The 16,202-nt window shown below is 56.9% G+C and carries 12 protein-coding genes; 5 read left to right on the forward strand and 7 right to left on the reverse strand.

All coding sequences use genetic code 11. From position 1 onward, the window contains the following. Positions 1–124 precede the first annotated feature (124 nt). Positions 125–1,384 carry an adenosylhomocysteinase gene (locus tag A4E19_07855; GenBank protein OQW31517.1) on the reverse strand — a complete coding sequence of 420 codons (1,260 nt, stop codon included), beginning with the start codon at positions 1,382–1,384 and terminating at the stop codon, positions 125–127. A 115-nt stretch (positions 1,385–1,499) separates the two neighbouring features. Further along, positions 1,500–2,648: a methionine adenosyltransferase gene (locus A4E19_07860; GenBank protein ID OQW31518.1), complete on the reverse strand. Its 1,149-nt coding sequence runs from the start codon at positions 2,646–2,648 to the stop codon at positions 1,500–1,502. Between the two features lie 323 nt (positions 2,649–2,971). Here A4E19_07860 and A4E19_07865 point away from each other — a divergent pair, with 323 nt between their 5' ends. Together A4E19_07865 and A4E19_07870 are read left to right on the forward strand one after the other, a co-directional pair. Next, positions 2,972–3,526, forward strand: a complete 555-nt coding sequence (locus tag A4E19_07865; GenBank protein OQW31519.1) for a thiol-disulfide oxidoreductase ResA — start codon at positions 2,972–2,974, stop codon at positions 3,524–3,526. 2 nt (positions 3,527–3,528) lie between these two features. Next, positions 3,529–4,275 carry a cytochrome C biogenesis protein gene (locus tag A4E19_07870; protein ID OQW31520.1) on the forward strand — a complete coding sequence of 249 codons (747 nt, stop codon included), beginning with the start codon at positions 3,529–3,531 and terminating at the stop codon, positions 4,273–4,275. Positions 4,276–4,408: 133 nt separating this feature from the next. Here A4E19_07870 and A4E19_07875 read toward each other — a convergent pair whose 3' ends face one another. Next, positions 4,409–5,395, reverse strand: a complete 987-nt coding sequence (locus A4E19_07875; GenBank protein OQW31521.1) for a hypothetical protein — start codon at positions 5,393–5,395, stop codon at positions 4,409–4,411. 149 nt (positions 5,396–5,544) lie between these two features. On the opposite strand from A4E19_07875, the gene A4E19_07880 reads away from it, so the two are divergent. Further along, positions 5,545–6,537, forward strand: coding sequence for a 3-oxoacyl-ACP synthase (locus tag A4E19_07880; protein OQW31522.1), 993 nt, complete (start codon positions 5,545–5,547; stop codon positions 6,535–6,537). Between the two features lie 221 nt (positions 6,538–6,758). On the opposite strand, the gene A4E19_07885 is transcribed toward A4E19_07880, so the two are convergent. The 4 genes from A4E19_07885 to A4E19_07900 form a co-directional block, all read right to left on the reverse strand. Beyond that, positions 6,759–8,618, reverse strand: a complete 1,860-nt coding sequence (locus tag A4E19_07885; GenBank protein OQW31523.1) for a hypothetical protein — start codon at positions 8,616–8,618, stop codon at positions 6,759–6,761. Beyond that, positions 8,615–9,325, reverse strand: coding sequence for a DNA-binding response regulator (locus A4E19_07890; protein ID OQW31524.1), 711 nt, complete (start codon positions 9,323–9,325; stop codon positions 8,615–8,617). The genes A4E19_07885 and A4E19_07890 overlap by 4 nt, the downstream gene beginning before the upstream one ends. A gap of 90 nt (positions 9,326–9,415) precedes the next feature. Continuing rightward, the gene (locus A4E19_07895) at positions 9,416–10,441 is read right to left on the reverse strand and encodes a methyltransferase (protein OQW31525.1); all 1,026 of its coding nucleotides are present in this window, start codon (positions 10,439–10,441) and stop codon (positions 9,416–9,418) included. A 71-nt stretch (positions 10,442–10,512) separates the two neighbouring features. Beyond that, positions 10,513–10,896: a hypothetical protein gene (locus A4E19_07900; protein OQW31526.1), complete on the reverse strand. Its 384-nt coding sequence runs from the start codon at positions 10,894–10,896 to the stop codon at positions 10,513–10,515. 327 nt (positions 10,897–11,223) lie between these two features. Between A4E19_07900 and ispH the strand changes: the two genes are divergently transcribed. Together ispH and A4E19_07910 are read left to right on the forward strand one after the other, a co-directional pair. Then, entirely contained in the window at positions 11,224–12,186 is a 963-nt protein-coding gene (gene ispH / locus A4E19_07905; GenBank protein ID OQW31527.1) for a 4-hydroxy-3-methylbut-2-enyl diphosphate reductase, read from the forward strand. Positions 12,187–12,366: 180 nt separating this feature from the next. Further along, positions 12,367–16,047 carry a hypothetical protein gene (locus A4E19_07910; protein ID OQW31528.1) on the forward strand — a complete coding sequence of 1,227 codons (3,681 nt, stop codon included), beginning with the start codon at positions 12,367–12,369 and terminating at the stop codon, positions 16,045–16,047. Positions 16,048–16,202: the final 155 nt, after the last annotated feature.

Here is a 16,202-nt window from a genome sequence, read left to right on the forward strand (position 1 = left end):
CAGGTGCGACGTGGGTGCTCTCGCACTGCGCGCATTCACCAGCATCGACCTTGATATAGAAATCAAATCGATTTTGCATGCGCGGTGAGCGAGCACGGAGAGTACCCGCGTCATACCATGCTCTCTACGTTCCCATTTCCCAGGATGCCAGATACTTTTTCTGTTCCCCTGTTAACGTATCGATCGCCACGCCCATGCCCGCCAGCTTGAGCCGGGCGATTTCTTTGTCGATCACTTCCGGAACGGGGTACACCTTCTTTTCGAGCTGCTTGTAATTCTTGACGATGTACTCGGCGCCGAGTGCCTGGTTGGCAAAGCTCATGTCCATGACGCTGGAGGGATGGCCTTCGGCGGTGGCGAGATTCACCAGCCGGCCTTCGCCGAGCAAGCTGACACGATGACCGTTTTTCTTGAGCGTGAATTGCTCGACCCCGGTACGGACCACCCGGCGTGTGCCGGCCAGCTTTTCCAGGGCCGGGATATCGAGTTCCACGTTGAAGTGCCCGCTGTTGCACACGATGGCGCCGTCTTTCATGACGGCGAAATGCTCACCACGGATGACGTGGATGTTGCCGGTGACGGTGACGAAGAAATCGCCGATTGGAGCGGCTTGTTCCATCGGCATCACGCGGAAGCCGTCCATGACGGCTTCAAGGCCTTTCAACGGGTCAATTTCAGTCACAATGACGTCCGCCCCCATGCCCTTGGCCCGCATGGCGATGCCGCGCCCGCACCACCCATAGCCGACGACGACGACGACGGATCCACACACTAAGCGGTTGGTTGCCCGGACGATGCCATCCATGGTGGATTGGCCGGTGCCATATCGGTTGTCGAACATGTGTTTCGTGTCGGCATCGTTGACGGAAATCACCGGAAACTTGAGGACCTTCTTTTCAGCCATGCTCCGCAACCGGATGACGCCGGTGGTCGTTTCTTCCGTGCCTCCGATCACATTCTTCAACAGTTCTTTTCGCTTGGAGTGTAGGTGCGAAACGACGTCGGCGCCGTCGTCCATCGTGACATGGGGGCGATGGGCGATGGCGGACTCGATATGACGGTAGTAAGTGGGGTTATCTTCGCCTTTGATGGCGAAGGTGGGAATCCCTTCATGCTGAACCAACGCCGCGGCGACGTCGTCCTGTGTACTGAGCGGGTTTGACGCGCAGAGACGGACATCGGCGCCCCCCGCTTTCAGCGTGATCGCGAGATTCGCCGTTTCCGTGGTTACATGCAAACAGGCCGTGACGCGAACGCCCTTCAGCGGCTGTTGCCGTTTAAAGCGCTTACGGATCAACCGCAACACCGGCATCGTGGCTTCGGCCCATTCAATCTTTAGTCTGCCTTGGTCCGCCAACTTGATATCTCTGACATCGTAATCCACGGAGGTCCTCCTTCTAAAAATGCAATCGAGATTCAGGGTCGTCAATCGCGGTCATGAAAAGGGGGGCGGGTCCACAACCCGTCCCCCCTGGCGGACGTGATAAGGCTTACGAGGCTTATAGTCCGGCGTCCTTGCGCAAAGCCTTCATCTTATCGGTTTTTTCCCATGTGAATTCCGGTTCGGTGCGACCGAAATGGCCGTAGGCCGCCGTCTTCCGGAAAATCGGACGCCGAAGTTTCAGGTGATCGATGATGCCGCGGGGAGTCATGGGGAAATGCTTGCGCACGAGTTTGTCGAGAATATCGACCGACACTTTTTCCGTGCCTTTGGTGTCGACGAGGACAGATACCGGATCGGCGACCCCGATGGCGTATGCCAGCTGCACCTCGCATTTGTCGGCCATGCCGGCGGCCACCAGATTCTTGGCAATGTAACGAGCCATATACGAGGCGGATCGGTCCACCTTCGTGGGATCCTTGCCGGAGAAAGCCCCCCCGCCGTGGCTGCCGTGGCCTCCGTAGGTGTCGACGATAATTTTCCGCCCCGTGAGGCCTGTGTCGCCCATGGGCCCACCGACCACGAAACGGCCGGTCGGGTTGATGTGATGTTTGACACCGGTTGGATCATAGAGTCCTTTGGGCATCACGGGCTTGATGACCTTTTCCATGATGTCACGCTCGATCTGTTTGTTGGTTACCTCAGGGCTGTGTTGCGTGGAGACGACGATCGTATCGATCCGCACGGGCTTGCCGTTTTTATACTCAACCGTCACTTGGGATTTGCCGTCGGGACGCACCCACTTCAGAATGTTCTTCTTCCGCACCTCGGCCAGGCGCTTGGTCAGCCGGTGGGCCAACACGATGGGCATCGGCATGAGCTCGTCCGTTTCATTGGTGGCGTAGCCGAACATCAAGCCTTGGTCGCCGGCGCCTCCGGAATCGACGCCCATCGCGATATCGCCGGATTGCTGGTGAATGGCGGTGAGCACGGAGCAGGTGTGGAAGTCGAACCCCCACGACGCATCGCAGTAGCCGACGTCCTTGATGACGTCACGGATAATATCCGGGATTTCAACGTAGGCTTTGGTGGAGATTTCACCGGCTACCAGGGCAATACCGGTAGTCAGGATCGTTTCGCACGCGACGCGGGAATACTTATCCTGCGCAATGATGGCGTCCAAGATGCCGTCGGAGATCTGGTCGGCGATCTTATCCGGGTGTCCTTCAGTGACCGATTCTGAAGTAAACAAGAAATTGTCTCGCATGTGCCCCTCGTGGGTTCAGGTTTATGGAAGCCGGCGTTGGTCGATCTGCTGATAGTGAACGCGATGAGCAGTTCCGAATGACAAGCCGAGCACAGAGTGGTGCAATTCTAGAGGAGATCGGTCGGCTTTGTCCATCACTTCGAGAGTAGGGCAAGGCAGATTCGTCACCCGCCGTTTGCTTGACTCAGGTTTTTAGGGACTTGTAACATAGCTTGTTTCAACACGAATCAAGAATCTACGGAGCCGGGAGCTTTTGATCCGTGATTTACCGATCCGCTGCGGCGCTATATGTGAGTACAGAAAATATCGGTAAAACGAAGCTCATGAAACTTTCTCTCGCGGCATACCTCTTCCACGTTGCGATCGTTGCGGGGCTTGTCGTCTCTCCGGTTTCTCAAGCCGAATCACTACAACCCAACAAGCGGTCGGGTTTCGTACGAGGCGTGGTCCAAATCGGCGATGAGGCGCCGAATTTTACGTTGCGCGATCTTGCCGGCAACGCCATGAGCCTGTCGCAGCTCAGGGGTAAGGTCGTCCTGCTGAATTTCTGGGCGACTTGGTGCGGACCGTGCCGTGTTGAGATGCCGGCGATGGAGCAACTCTATCGAACGTTGCCGCGGCGGGAGTTCGAGATCCTGGCCGTGTCCACAGATCCGCAGGGCGCGGCGGTTACCCGTCCGTTCCAACGGGAAATGGGGTTTACGTTTCCGATCCTCCATGACTCGGAATACCGCGTGGGCCTGACCTACGGGGCCCGCACGATTCCGGTCACGTTCATGGTCGATCGCCGGGGTATTGTGCGACAAAAAATTTTCGGCGCTCGGGATTGGGACTCACCGGAGGCCCGTGACTTGATTCACGAACTGATGAAATCGTAACCATGACCCAAGCTATCCCACAGATTTCCCTCATTGCCGCCTTTTCGGCGGGACTCCTTTCTTTCGTTTCTCCATGCGTGCTGCCGTTGGTGCCGAGCTATATTTCCTACATTACCGGCCTGTCGGTCGAACAATTGACGGACGCGTCCGAACGGATGAAGTTCAAGAAGGCGATCATCGTGAATTCCTTGTTGTTCATCGCCGGATTTTCGACCGTCTTTATCGCGTTCGGTGCCTCGGCCAGTTTTCTGGGCCAGTTGCTGATCACCCATCAAGACCTGATTCGCCGGATCGGCGGGGTGTTGATCATCGTGTTCGGGTTGTATCTGCTCGGCATTCTCAATCTGAAGTTCCTGAAAATGGAGCATCGGTATCAGTTCCGTAGTCGGCCGGCCGGATACTTGGGGTCGTTCTTGATCGGTGTCGCCTTCGCCGCCGGCTGGACCCCCTGTGTCGGACCGGTCCTGGGATCCATTCTTCTCTATGCCAGTACGACCGATTCTCTTGTGAATGGAGTCGTGTTGCTCACGTTTTACTCCTTCGGATTGGGCCTGCCGCTGTTTCTCACGGCGCTGGGCGTCGATCGGTTCTTGGCCTATTTCAAAGAAGTGCGAGCCTATTTGTGGGGTGTTTCCACCGTGAGTGGCGTCATGCTGGTTTTCGTCGGCGTGATGATCTACGCCAATTCCCTCACGATGGTGACGAGTTTCCTGGAGCGATACGGAATCGGTTGGTATCTGGGTCAGTAAGCTGCCTTGAGCGATCAGCTTTCAGCCGTCAGCATGTGCGTACCGACTCTCTGGGCTTCTCCGGGAAGAAGCGTCTCATTTCACTCGAGGGATTTCTTGCCGAGCGCTTTCTGCTGAGAGCCAGTGGGCTATCTTAGCACCAGGCATCGAGGCGGCAAGCGGTAAAGCCCTGCCCCAGCTGGGTGGCAGAGGGAGAGCCCAACGAGTCAAGTAAGGGCGGAATGCCTAGCGTTCCGACGGCGGGCGATGGAGGAGCAGCCGTGGGTGCATGATTGGAGATTCCGGATGTGTTGTTGCGGACTATCCCCGGGCCGGCGTCGGAAACGAGGATCGATTCCGACTTCTGAGCGAGGAGCGTCACTGGTTGAGCCCCTCCGATCTTTTCCAACAAGTTCTTGCCGTCCCCTGAGACCGTACTGGTCGGATACTTGTCTGCCAATAAGACCAGACTTTCCCTCGCCCAATCGTCGGCTCCCATTTCATGGTACGCCTTCGCGAGGAAATATAAGGCTTCTGAGGCGATGGGCTTATCAGGGTACTCTTTGAGAATCTGCTGGAACCGATGGGTGGCAGCGAGGTAAGAGCCGCGCCGGTAATAGAATCGTCCCACGAAGAGATGCATCTGCGCGATCCAATCATGGCACTCTTCCAGCTTCTGCTGAGCCTGGCCCTCATAGCGACTGCCGGGGAATTCTTTCCTCATCTGCTCGAAGGCGGCAATGGCTTTTTGCATCGGTTCGGGATCACGATCGATGGTCTTCGCCATCTTCAAATGAATCTCTCCGATCCGAAATGCAACGTATGGGGCCAGGACGTGGTTGCGATGGAGTTCCATGAAGTGCTTGTATTCGACCAACGCCTCGGCATACTCCTCTTTCTCAAAATACGCTTCTCCCCGTTTCATGATGACGTTGGGATGGTAGTGGTTTTCAAGGGTGTCTCCGAGGAAAATTTGTTCGTCGGTGCCGCTGAAGACTTTCTTGATCCCGCTTCGTATGTCTCGGGGGGTGAGATCGCCCGCACACGATGTCATGAGTAGAGAGCCGACGACCAGGCACGTCGCCAGTCGGAGTCGAGATGTTGGGGACGGCGGATCGGCCACGAATCGGATGGAAGACATACCCGATAACTCATAGCAAGGATACGCGCAAAAAGCAATGAGGAGAACGGTTTGGTTGACCTACTTCTTCATGCTCCCTATAATCTCGCCCCACAGTAAAAGCGTAAGTAGCCTAACGATTTTGCTCAAGTAGACGGTAGTTGTGGAACATGATTCGCACAAGGATCATTGGAACAGGCAGTTATCTTCCTTCCCGCATTGTGTCCAATGAGGAACTTGCTCCTTCGTTGGGGGTGTCCCCGGCCCGGATTCGACGGCTGACCGGGATTCAGACACGTCATTGGGCAGCTGATCATGAGGCGCCTTCCGATATGGCGGTGGTTGCCGGACGTCGGGCACTGGAGGCGGCGGGTTGTACATCTTCTTCGATCGATGCCATTCTTCTGTCTACGACTTCTCCGGATATGGCGTTTCCCTCGACAGCCTGCTTGGTGCAGCGAGGGTTGGGATGTAAGGCGATAGGGGCATTCGATGTGTCCGCCTCCTGCTCCGGGTTTTTGTACGGCCTCTCTATGGCCCAGGCCATGATTCAGAGCGGACAGATCATCACTTGTCTTGTCGCGGCCTCAGAGGTCAAATCTCGTTTCCTTGACCCGGAGGATGACGCGACGGCCCTGTTGTTCGGGGATGGGGCTGGTGCCGTCATCCTCCGGGGGGAAGAGGACGGCAGCCCTGAGTGGCGAGGAATCCTTGGAATCCGGTTATACGCCGATGGGGCGCACCATGGGCTCATTCGAGTCCCGGCCGGGGGATCACGGGTTCCCGTCACTGCCGATACGTTGAAGAAACGGGAACACCTGCTTCGCATGCAGGGGGCGCCGCTCTTTCGGATAGCCGTTCGTCGGATCGAACAGGCCGTACTGGATATCGTGAAGGAATTCGGCGTTTGTCTGCGCGATCTCCAGCAAGTTATTCTCCATCAGGCGAACGGTCGGATCTTGTCTCACGTGGGGGATCGTTTGGGCATTGACCAAGACCGAATGATCTCCGTAATCGCGCAGTACGGCAATACGTCCTCGGCGTCTCTCCCGATCGCTCTCGATACGGCAGTTCGTGGGGGGAACATTTCGCCGGGCGCGTTGGTGTTACTGGGTAGTTTCGGCGGTGGACTGACCTGGGCAACTGGCCTTGTACGGTGGTAAGGATGATAGGAAGGTGGGCTGGACGCCGTGAGTTGCTCAGGTCGCCGTCATCATCGATATTGGTCCGTCAGCCGGAAGTCTAAGGCATGATGTTCGATCATGTCATCCGCCCTGGGCGGTGGATCGAACAAGCGCCTGTCTGCGGTCGATGGGGGTGACGAGCAATTCTTCCCGGCGTGGCTGTTTACCCTGCCCGGGGCCGTGTTGTTGGGCGCGGATGGCTATGCCTTACTTGCGTCGTTCATGTGATGGACGCTGCGAACTGTGAGATTGAGCGGGAGGCGGACCACGAATCGACTCCCCTGAGGAGGATTCCCTTCCACCCACACCTGTCCCCCATGCCCTTCGACGATATGCTTTACGATCGCCAGTCCGAGACCCGTCCCGCCCAACTCTCGTGACCGAGCCTTGTCGACTCGGTAGAACCGTTCGAAGACACGAGGCCGGTCCTCTTCCGGGATACCGATCCCCGTATCGGCGACGCTGAGTTCGATCGCCCGGATTGAAGGTTCGGCGTTCCTAACCGACGGGACAAGCTTGGCGCCGACCGTAATGGTTCCTCCCGCCGGGGTGTATTTGATGGCGTTATCGAGCAAATTGGTCAAGACTTGCACGAGCCGACCTTCATCACCCGCCACGGGAGGAAGCGATGGTTCGACCATGGTGACGAGCCGATGACGAGTTTTATCGACGATCGGTTTGATCGTTGACAAGGTGCGATCGATCACGGAACGCAGTTCGAGCGGGTCTTCCTTGAACGACACGCCGCCTGATTCGATTTTCGACAATTCGAGCAAATCCTCGATGATCAGATTCAGCCGGTCGCTTTGCTTGAGAATGATTTCCAGGAATTGCGCCGAGGCGACGGGATCGTCCTTGGCGCCATCCAACAGCGCTTCCACGTAGCCCTTGATCGAGGTGAGCGGGGTGCGAAGTTCGTGCGAGACATTCGCCACGAAGTCTTTTCGTATCTTCTCCAGGCGTCGCAGCTCGGTAATGTCGTGAAACACCAAGACCACACTGGCCTCATTTTCCTGTTCACCTCCGGCCGGGGAGGCTTCGATCTGAAGACAGCGCCCGCTCAGCGGCAGCACGATTTCATCCTGATGATAGGCGCGCGATCGTAAAATGGCAGTCACCAGGTCGTTGAGCTGTTGATGACGGAAGAGATCGGCGCAGGGACGTCCTCGAGCCTCCACGCGGGAGATGCCGAACATACGTTCGAGCGCAGGATTGATCTGCAACACCAAGCCGCGGGAGTCCAACACCATCACGCCTTCGACCATCGAGGTCAGCATGGCAAGCAGTTGGGCACGATCTTCCGAGAGTTCATCGATTTTCGCGTGAAGCTGATCCGCCATGTGGTTGAGGGTGGCGGCCAAGAGCCCCACTTCATCTTGTGCGGTCGTTCGGACGTGAAAGGTCCTGTGGTCGGAGCTCAATTGAAGGGCGGCCGACGCAATGTCGGAAAGTGGTTTGGTGATGCTGTGAGCCAACCAGACGCTCAGTACGAGGGCGACGAGGAAAGCGACGCCGAGCGCGAGAAAGAGACGTTGCTGTATTTCCGCAAGCTCGCGGTCCAGGAGCACCATCGGAAGGCTCACTCGCACGACGAGCGGAGATGCCGTCTGCGACGGCCGAAGGAGGACGGCATGATACATCGTTCGTTCTCCTGTCGTGTGACCGGAGCGGATGTCTCGTCCATGCCCCGTGGAAAGGGCCTGTTGGATTTCGGGGCGCATCAGGTGATTCTCCACGGCGGACAAGTCGGCATCTCGTACCGCGCTGTCCGCGAGCACCACTCCGTCTGCGGCGACTAGCGTCACACGGGCGGAGGCTCTACCGCCGAGGTCGCGTGCCGTCTCTTGCAAAGAGGAGGGTGTCGGATGAGAAGAAGATGCGAGAAACAGGGGTTGGAAGCCGTGTTCGACGAGCTTGGTTTTTACCTCCAAGGCATCACTGAATTGCGTCAGGTAACGCTGTTCGAGGGATTGAACTGTCATCACGCCGGCAACGAGCAGCCCACAGGCGACTGCCATGAGCGTGCTGAGCGTGACTTTCCATCGAATCGACCATGTCATTCTGACACGTCGGGATCTTTCAGTTTATATCCCAATGATTTGACGGACACGATGGCCTCTTCAAGGAGCGGCAGTTTTTGTTTCAACCGGCGGACATGCACATCGACCGTTCTGGTCGTTCCGTAGTAGTCGTAGCCCCACACCGCGTTGAGCAGCACTTCACGGGTCAGCACGCGCCCCCGATGTCGAAGGAAGTGTTCGAGCAGGCCGAATTCTTTCGCGGTCAACGGCACCTCGTGTGACCCGAGGCGGACCTCATGTCGAGCAAGATTCATGGTGAGCGTCCCATGGCGATACAGTTCGGGCCCACCATCCGGCGTTCGCTCGACTCGACGCAGCAGGGCTTTGACACGAGCGACCAGTGCCTTGGGGCTGAACGGCTTGGTCACATAATCGTCGGCGCCCAACTCAAGTCCGACAATCGTGTCTGATTCTTCCGCTTTCGCCGTGAGCATGAGGATGGGAAGCATGGCGGTCTCGGGAGCGGAGCGGAGTCGTTTGCAAACTTCGAGTCCATCCAGCTCAGGCAACATAAGATCGAGCACGACCAGATCGGGTTTTTCCTCTTTGGCTTTCTTCAATGCTTCGAACCCGTTCGTCGCGGTGATAGGCCGAAACCCCTCTTTCTCCAAATAGTGTTTGACGAGCTGCAGAATATCCTGCTCGTCTTCAACGATGAGAATTTTTTTGTAACCGGAAGTCCCCATGGAACACTGAGCGTACGGGGGAGGGGAGAGCGTGTCAAGAGATACGCGGGCAGGCGATCGGGACGACTCGCGCTTGCCCTGAGGAAAAAGTCATTTGTATGCCACGGCCGCGCTCGACGGTCCGGCAAGATGAATGATCTCGAATCGTGTGAACCCGGCCTCGCCGCACCACCGGCGAAAATCGGCGCCGGAGTAATCGAACGCATCGCCGAATTCGATGAGCATGTTGAGCGACATCAGCAGACCCTGCACGTTTTCGCGCCGGGCGTCGTCGATCAAGGCTTCAATCGTCACGAGCGCGCCGCCCGACGGCAACGCGTCGTAGGCCGATCGGATGAGATGCATCTTTTTCTCGAGATTCCAATCGTGCAAGATCATCCCCATCGTGATGATGTCTGCCTTCGGCAGCGGGTCCTTGAAAAAGTCACCGGACGCCGTACGTACACGACCTGCCAAACCGGCGGCGGCGATATGTTTTTTGGTGATCGGTTCGACGACCGGTAGATCGAAGCTGATGCAGGTGAGGTGTGGGTGGCGCTTTGCGACTTCGATGCTGAGCAGGCCGGTCGCGCCACCGACGTCGCAGAGCGTTTGGAATTCCGAGAAGTCGAATTTCTCCGCGAATGCCTCAAAGTTGATACGGGAGAGGCCGGTCATCGCGCCCATGAACTGTTCCAGCCTGGGCAGGTCCGAATAGAGTTCCTCGAACATGCCTTTCTGCCCATGCTTGACTTCGTTCTGCGGCCGTCCCGTCCGCAACGCTTCGGGCAGGTCGTTCCAAAATCTGAACAGTCGCGCATTGAGCATGATCAGAATGCCCCCGATGTATCGGGGGCTCGCGGCATCGAGAAACATGATTCCCTCTGCTGTGTTGAAATACTTCGCCTGCGGTCCGTCACCGTCGCGGTCAAGGAACTTCATCGCCACGAGGGCATCAAAAAAGTCTGGATTCGCGCGTGGGTGGAATTGCAATTCCCTGCCCAGCTCAGCCCCGGTCAGACGTCGACCGGCCAATGTCGTGAAGAGACCGACCTCGACGGCCGTGAGCAGGACCTTGGAGCCCCAAAAACCAAAGGCGGTTTGCAAAATGGAAGAGGGATTTGGAGGAGGGTTCATATGACGCCATCTTTCCTTAGGGGTTGCAAGTTCTCGATTGGCAATTACTCCCATCCGCTTGGGTTTTTCATTCACACATCAACGAGGAGTCCGCAGAGATTGATGAACACCCTGACATTGCCGGTTGTGTTCTTGCGGGCGACGGAAAAGATGAGATCTGACTTCGGATCGGCATAGAGGATGGCTTCCTGACTCCCGAAATACCTCGTTGGAAACTGAGGATCGGCTATTTCGGAAGTGCCGGTGAGTGCAATGGGATAGATGCCTAAAAGCGATTTGGTCGTGACTTGGACTGCATAGAAGAGCGGTTGATTCGGGTGCCCGAAACCATTGATGCCGAGAAACTTGACCTCGAATCGTTTCCTGGCGGGCACGGTATAGACGACGAGATCCTTGACGTCTTCTCCGGCGTTCAGATTGATAACCGCTCCGGTTTGAAAAGGTCTTTGTGCCATCTGGAAGCACCTCCTTGGCTGGCAAGAAAGAACGATAAGTTTCAGTGGCCACGAGAACAAGAAGTCTCAAAGGAGACGGAGAGTACGTAGGAGGTGAGAGAGAGTCAAGCGAGGCATCATTCCGCGAATGAACTCGCTAATATGCAAACCAGGGTAGGGCTCGCTCAATTTAAGGCGTGAAGGACCTCAGCTTATTAGCTTGTGTGATATCGCCGTGACTTCTCAGGTCAATTCTGTTGACGGACCCTATTGATCTGACGTATCGTCACAGATCATGCCTAGGGTCACGGGCTTGTTCTCGCGCTGAACTGAGGAGCTACGACGACCATGAAGATCTATCTTGCCAATCCCCGCGGGTTTTGCGCCGGTGTCGATCGGGCGATCGATATCGTGGATCTGTCGCTCAAGAAGTACGGGGCTCCGATTTATGTCCGTCACGAAATCGTGCACAGCCGCCATGTCGTCAATTCGCTGCGGCGAAAGGGCGCGGTGTTTGTGGAAGAGTTGAACGAAGTACCGGAGGGGTCGGTCGTGATTTTCAGCGCGCACGGCGTAGCGAAGTCGGTGTGGGAAGAAGCGAATCGGCGGCGCCTGCATGTGATCGACGCCACCTGTCCGCTGGTGATCAAGGTCCATAATGAAGTGAACCGCGATTATACCCAGGGGTATGAATTGATTCTGATCGGTCACGCCGGCCATCCGGAAGTGATCGGGACTTTGGGCCAGGTGCCCGACAAGTTTCACTTGGTGTCGTCGGTCGAAGATGTGGAAAAGTTGCAGGTGGACAATACCGTCAATCTGTCGTACGTCACGCAAACCACGTTGAGTGTGGATGAATGCCGGGATATCGTCGGTGCATTGCATCAACGGTTTCCGAACATCAAAGGCCCGCACCAGGAAGATATCTGTTACGCGACGCAAAACAGGCAAAATGCCGTCAAGGAATTGTCCCGCCTGGTGGACGTCATTCTTGTCATCGGATCGCCGAACAGCTCCAATTCCAATCGTCTGCGCGAACTGGGAGAGCAGTGCGGGATCCCGTCTTATCTGATCGATTCAGCAGCCGACATCGATCCCGCGTGGCTCCAAGGAGCTAAGGCGGTCGGGATCGCGGCCGGTGCGTCGGCTCCGGAGATCTTGGTCACGGAAGTGGTGGCATTCCTAAGAGCGTCGGAACCGTCCGATGTTGAAGAACTCACGGTCATTGAGGAGGACGTTGAATTCCTCCTGCCGAAGGAACTTGTCCAGATAGAATCCTCAAAGAAGCCGGTAGCCAGCATCGCCGGTTAGTTGGCTATGCCATCCGGGGACGTCTCCATATGGCCCTATATATTGTAGGGCCATATCAATTCTCCTACTATGCAATGTGTTTTGTTTTTGATTTCTAAGAACCCTTGTGATACAAGGGCCGGAAACTTCTGAGCCTCAACCACCTGTCCTAAGCATGTGCGTGCAACTGAAGGGGAACCGATGCATCTGAAATCCATGAACATGATGGGCTTCAAATCGTTCGCCGAAGCCAAGATCGAGTTTCCCGAAGGGGTCACTGCGATCGTCGGACCGAATGGAAGCGGCAAGAGCAATGTCGTAGACGCCATCCTATGGGTCCTGGGCGAGCAAAGCACTAAAACGCTCAGAAGCGAAAAGATGGAAGACGTCATTTTTAACGGTACTGAACTGCGAAAGCCTTTGGGAATGGCTGAGGTGTCGTTGGTGATCGGCGGGCTTGATCCAACGATGATGAAATTGGATGGCAGCTCGGGGCTTCCGAGCGAGCTGACCGAGGCGCAAGAGATGATGATTACCCGTCGTCTGTACCGCAACGGCGACAGTGAGTATCTCATCAACAAGATTCAGTGCAGATTGAAGGATATTCGCAGTTTGTTGCTCGATACACGGGCGGGCAGCAAAGGACACACCGTCATCGCCCAGGGCCAGATCGATCAGATTTTAAATGCATCACCCCAAGACCGGCGCGAGCTCATCGAGGAGACCGCGGGCATCGTCCGGTATAAGAAGCAAAAGGCCGAGGCGCTGCGGAAATTGGAGGCCACACAGCAGAATCTCCTGCGCGTCCGAGACATCGTCGCCGAGGTCAAGAAACAGCTCAATTCTTTGGAACGTCAAGCGCGCCAGGCGCGAACCTTTCAGACATTGCAGCATGAGGCGCGGGGAATCGAAGTGACTCTGTTGACCAGGGAATTCAAGGCCTTGCGACTGGCGTTGCAAGAGGCGGAGATCGAGGTTCTGAATTTGGATCAACAGGAATCTGGAAAGGCGGCCGAGCAAGCTCGGCTTACGATGGAACTTGAACAGGCGCGCCTTGATGCGATTGCGACGGCCGATTCCATCGGGAAGATACGAGAGGAACTGGCGGGTGTCGAACAACGGCAAGCTCACGCGCTGACGGCGGCGGAGGTGGAGCGAAACCGAGGGCTTTTGTTCAGCCAACAACAGGTACAGGAATCGGCCGAGCTGGAAGAACTGGTCCGATCACGGGAGAATTTGGCGGCCTCCCTGCAAGCCATCGAGTCATCATTGACGTCGGTCGAAGAGGAGATGGCGATTCGAGATCGGATCCTCGAGGAACTCGACGAGGACATGGCGCGCTTGCTCCATCAGCGGGCTGCCGCCGTCGCGGAGGAGGAGCGAGGGCGCAAGGACGTGCTGCAACTGGCGGTGCTTGTCGCGAACACGGAACAGGGTATCGCGCAATTGGCCAAGCGGATGGAAGATCTCGCGGGGCGCGGGACGCGCCTGTCATCGGAGCGGGACGAATTGCGGAGCCAGCGCGAAGCGACGATCGCGCGTCACGAGGTATTGCGCAATGAATATGCAGAAGCCGATCGTCTCGTGTCGCATCTCAGGATGGAACAACGAACCGTGCAGGAGGAAGCCGCTCAAGCCACAGGCATCCTTCAGTCATTGGATCACATGATCTTGCGGCGGTCGGAAGAGTTGGCCGGAGTGGATTCACGGCTTGAGGCGTTGCAGAGCGTGGTGCGTGAAGAGATGGGGTACGGTCGACAGGGAACTCAGCAGGGCCCCGCCTTGAAGTCTTGTGACGGTGTGCGGGATGCAGTGGCCGAATGGCTGGTAATCCCGTCGGGGATGGAACGGGCCGTCGAAGCGGTATTGGGCGAGCGTGTCCGCGGATGGTTTGTGGACGAACCGTCCGTCGGGCGGAGATTGATTCGTTTTCTACAGGAACAGGCGCTTGGGCGGGGCAGTTTCATCCCGCAGCACCCACGATGGGAAGGTGGTCGAGCTTATGGCTGGTGGCCGTCGATTGCCATGCAGCCCGGTGTTGTCGGGCTCGCCGTGGAACTGGTCCAGACCGACGAGTCGCGCACGGCGGCCCGCGATTCGCTGTTCGATCGCGTCGTGATTGTCCGATCGTTGGATCAGGCGATGCAGTTATGGGAGCAGCATGCGTGGAGTGCTCCGAACGGCCCGACCTTGGTGACGCTCGATGGTGAAGTGGTGGATGCATCGGGTGTCGTGACGGGTGGTCAAGTGCAAGGGAGGCCGGGTTTGCTCGAACGCCGGCGGGAGGTGATCGATCTGGAAGCCAAACGTCATGCCGTCGTGACGGAGCTCGATCAAAGCAAACAACAGCGTGACATGGTGTCGGCTCAGATTCAGTTGCTCACTCAACGCGACCGCCAACTCGGCGATGCGCTTCGCGACGCCGAAATGCAAAATCTCTCGTTGCGCAAGGATGAAGAAAAGCTTCAGCATGTATTGAACGATCTCGATCATCGACTCACCGGGATCGAGACGGAAATTCAGGAAAGTCTCTGCGAAGGTCAGCGATTGGACCAAGAGTCGCACTCGGTCCAGGATCAACTGGGCCAGTGGCTCGCTGAGAAGAACGGCCAGGACACGATGCTGGGGAGAGTACGCGAACGGCTGGGGGTGCTCGAGCAAAATATGAGAACGCACCAGGACCGTGTGACGGAGGCGAAGCTCACTGCGGAAGGGTTGCGCGCCAAACGTGAACATGAGCAACTGAATCGGGCTCGAACGGTACAACAAATTCAGGAAACTGAAGATCGGCGTCGTGTATTGTGCGAGCACTTGAGCAGTCTCAAGGGGCTTATCGAGCAGAGCCGGACGGAACAGGCCCGTCAGGAAACTCTTTGCCAAGAACTTGGTGTCGCCGCCGGGCGGGTGAAGGGAGAATTGGTTGCGGCTCAAGAGCGACAGGGGCAACAGATCGGGGTCAGCCAAACGCTGGAATCCGGTCTGGAGGAGTTGCGACGGGGGATGTCGGTGATTCGGGATGCACGGATGGCGGCGGAGGTTCGCCGAGCGGAAATTCGTACGCACTTGGGAACCGTCGAAGGAACGTTATCGGGGACCTATCAGCTTGATCCGCTCACGCTGGCCGAGGAGCCTGCCACGTCGAGAGAATCGATAAGCGAGGCCGATGGCGCTGCCGCACAGGAAACCGATCACCGCTCGGACATCGAGTTGAAAGAGCAGTTACAGAAGCTCCGTGATCGGTTGGATCGTATGGGGCCGATCAACTTAGCCGCGATCAATGAACACCAGGAACTGGAGGAGCGCCACCAGTTCTTGTCCGAGCAAGAACTGGATTTGTCGAACTCGATTGCGTCACTCAAGGAGATCATTCAGCGGATCAACCGGACGACAAAGGAGATGTTCGCGGCCACGTATGAGGAATTGCAACAGAAGTTCACCGAGGTTTTCGGCCAGTTCTTCCCGGGTGGAAGGGCCGAGCTGCAGCTGGTCGATGAGCCTCCACCAGAAGACGGCGCGCCGCTCGGCAATCAGGAGCCGGGGATTGAAATAGTGGCGCAGCCGCCGGGGAAACGACTGAAGAGCATCACCATGTTGTCGGGTGGTGAGAAAACGCTTACGGCGATGGCCCTGTTGTTTGCAAGCTTTCTGATCAGGCCGACACCGTTCTGTCTGTTGGATGAAATCGACGCCCCGCTGGACGAGGAAAACATCGGCCGGTTCACGGGTGTCTTGAAGGAGTTGGCGCAGAACGCGCAGTTCCTCGTCATCACGCACAATAAACGGACAATGAGCATCGCCGATTCGCTCTTCGGAGTGACGATGGAAGAGCCGGGGGTGTCTAAGCTCGTGTCCGTCAGACTTGGCGACCTACAGCCGGCCTAAGATTATGGGTCCGACTGAATAGTTCGGCTCCTGGGTCACAGACTCAGGATTGAGAAATTTCCTCACCTCATAGAAAGTCATTTCCCAGTGTAAGGAAGCGGCTATGTCGCGCTCTTCTCCGTAGCTCTGAGTAGACCGGTTAAGAACGACTTTCG

It is taken from the genome of Nitrospira sp. SG-bin1 (assembly GCA_002083365.1).
Taxonomy (GTDB): Bacteria; Nitrospirota; Nitrospiria; order Nitrospirales; family Nitrospiraceae; genus Nitrospira_D.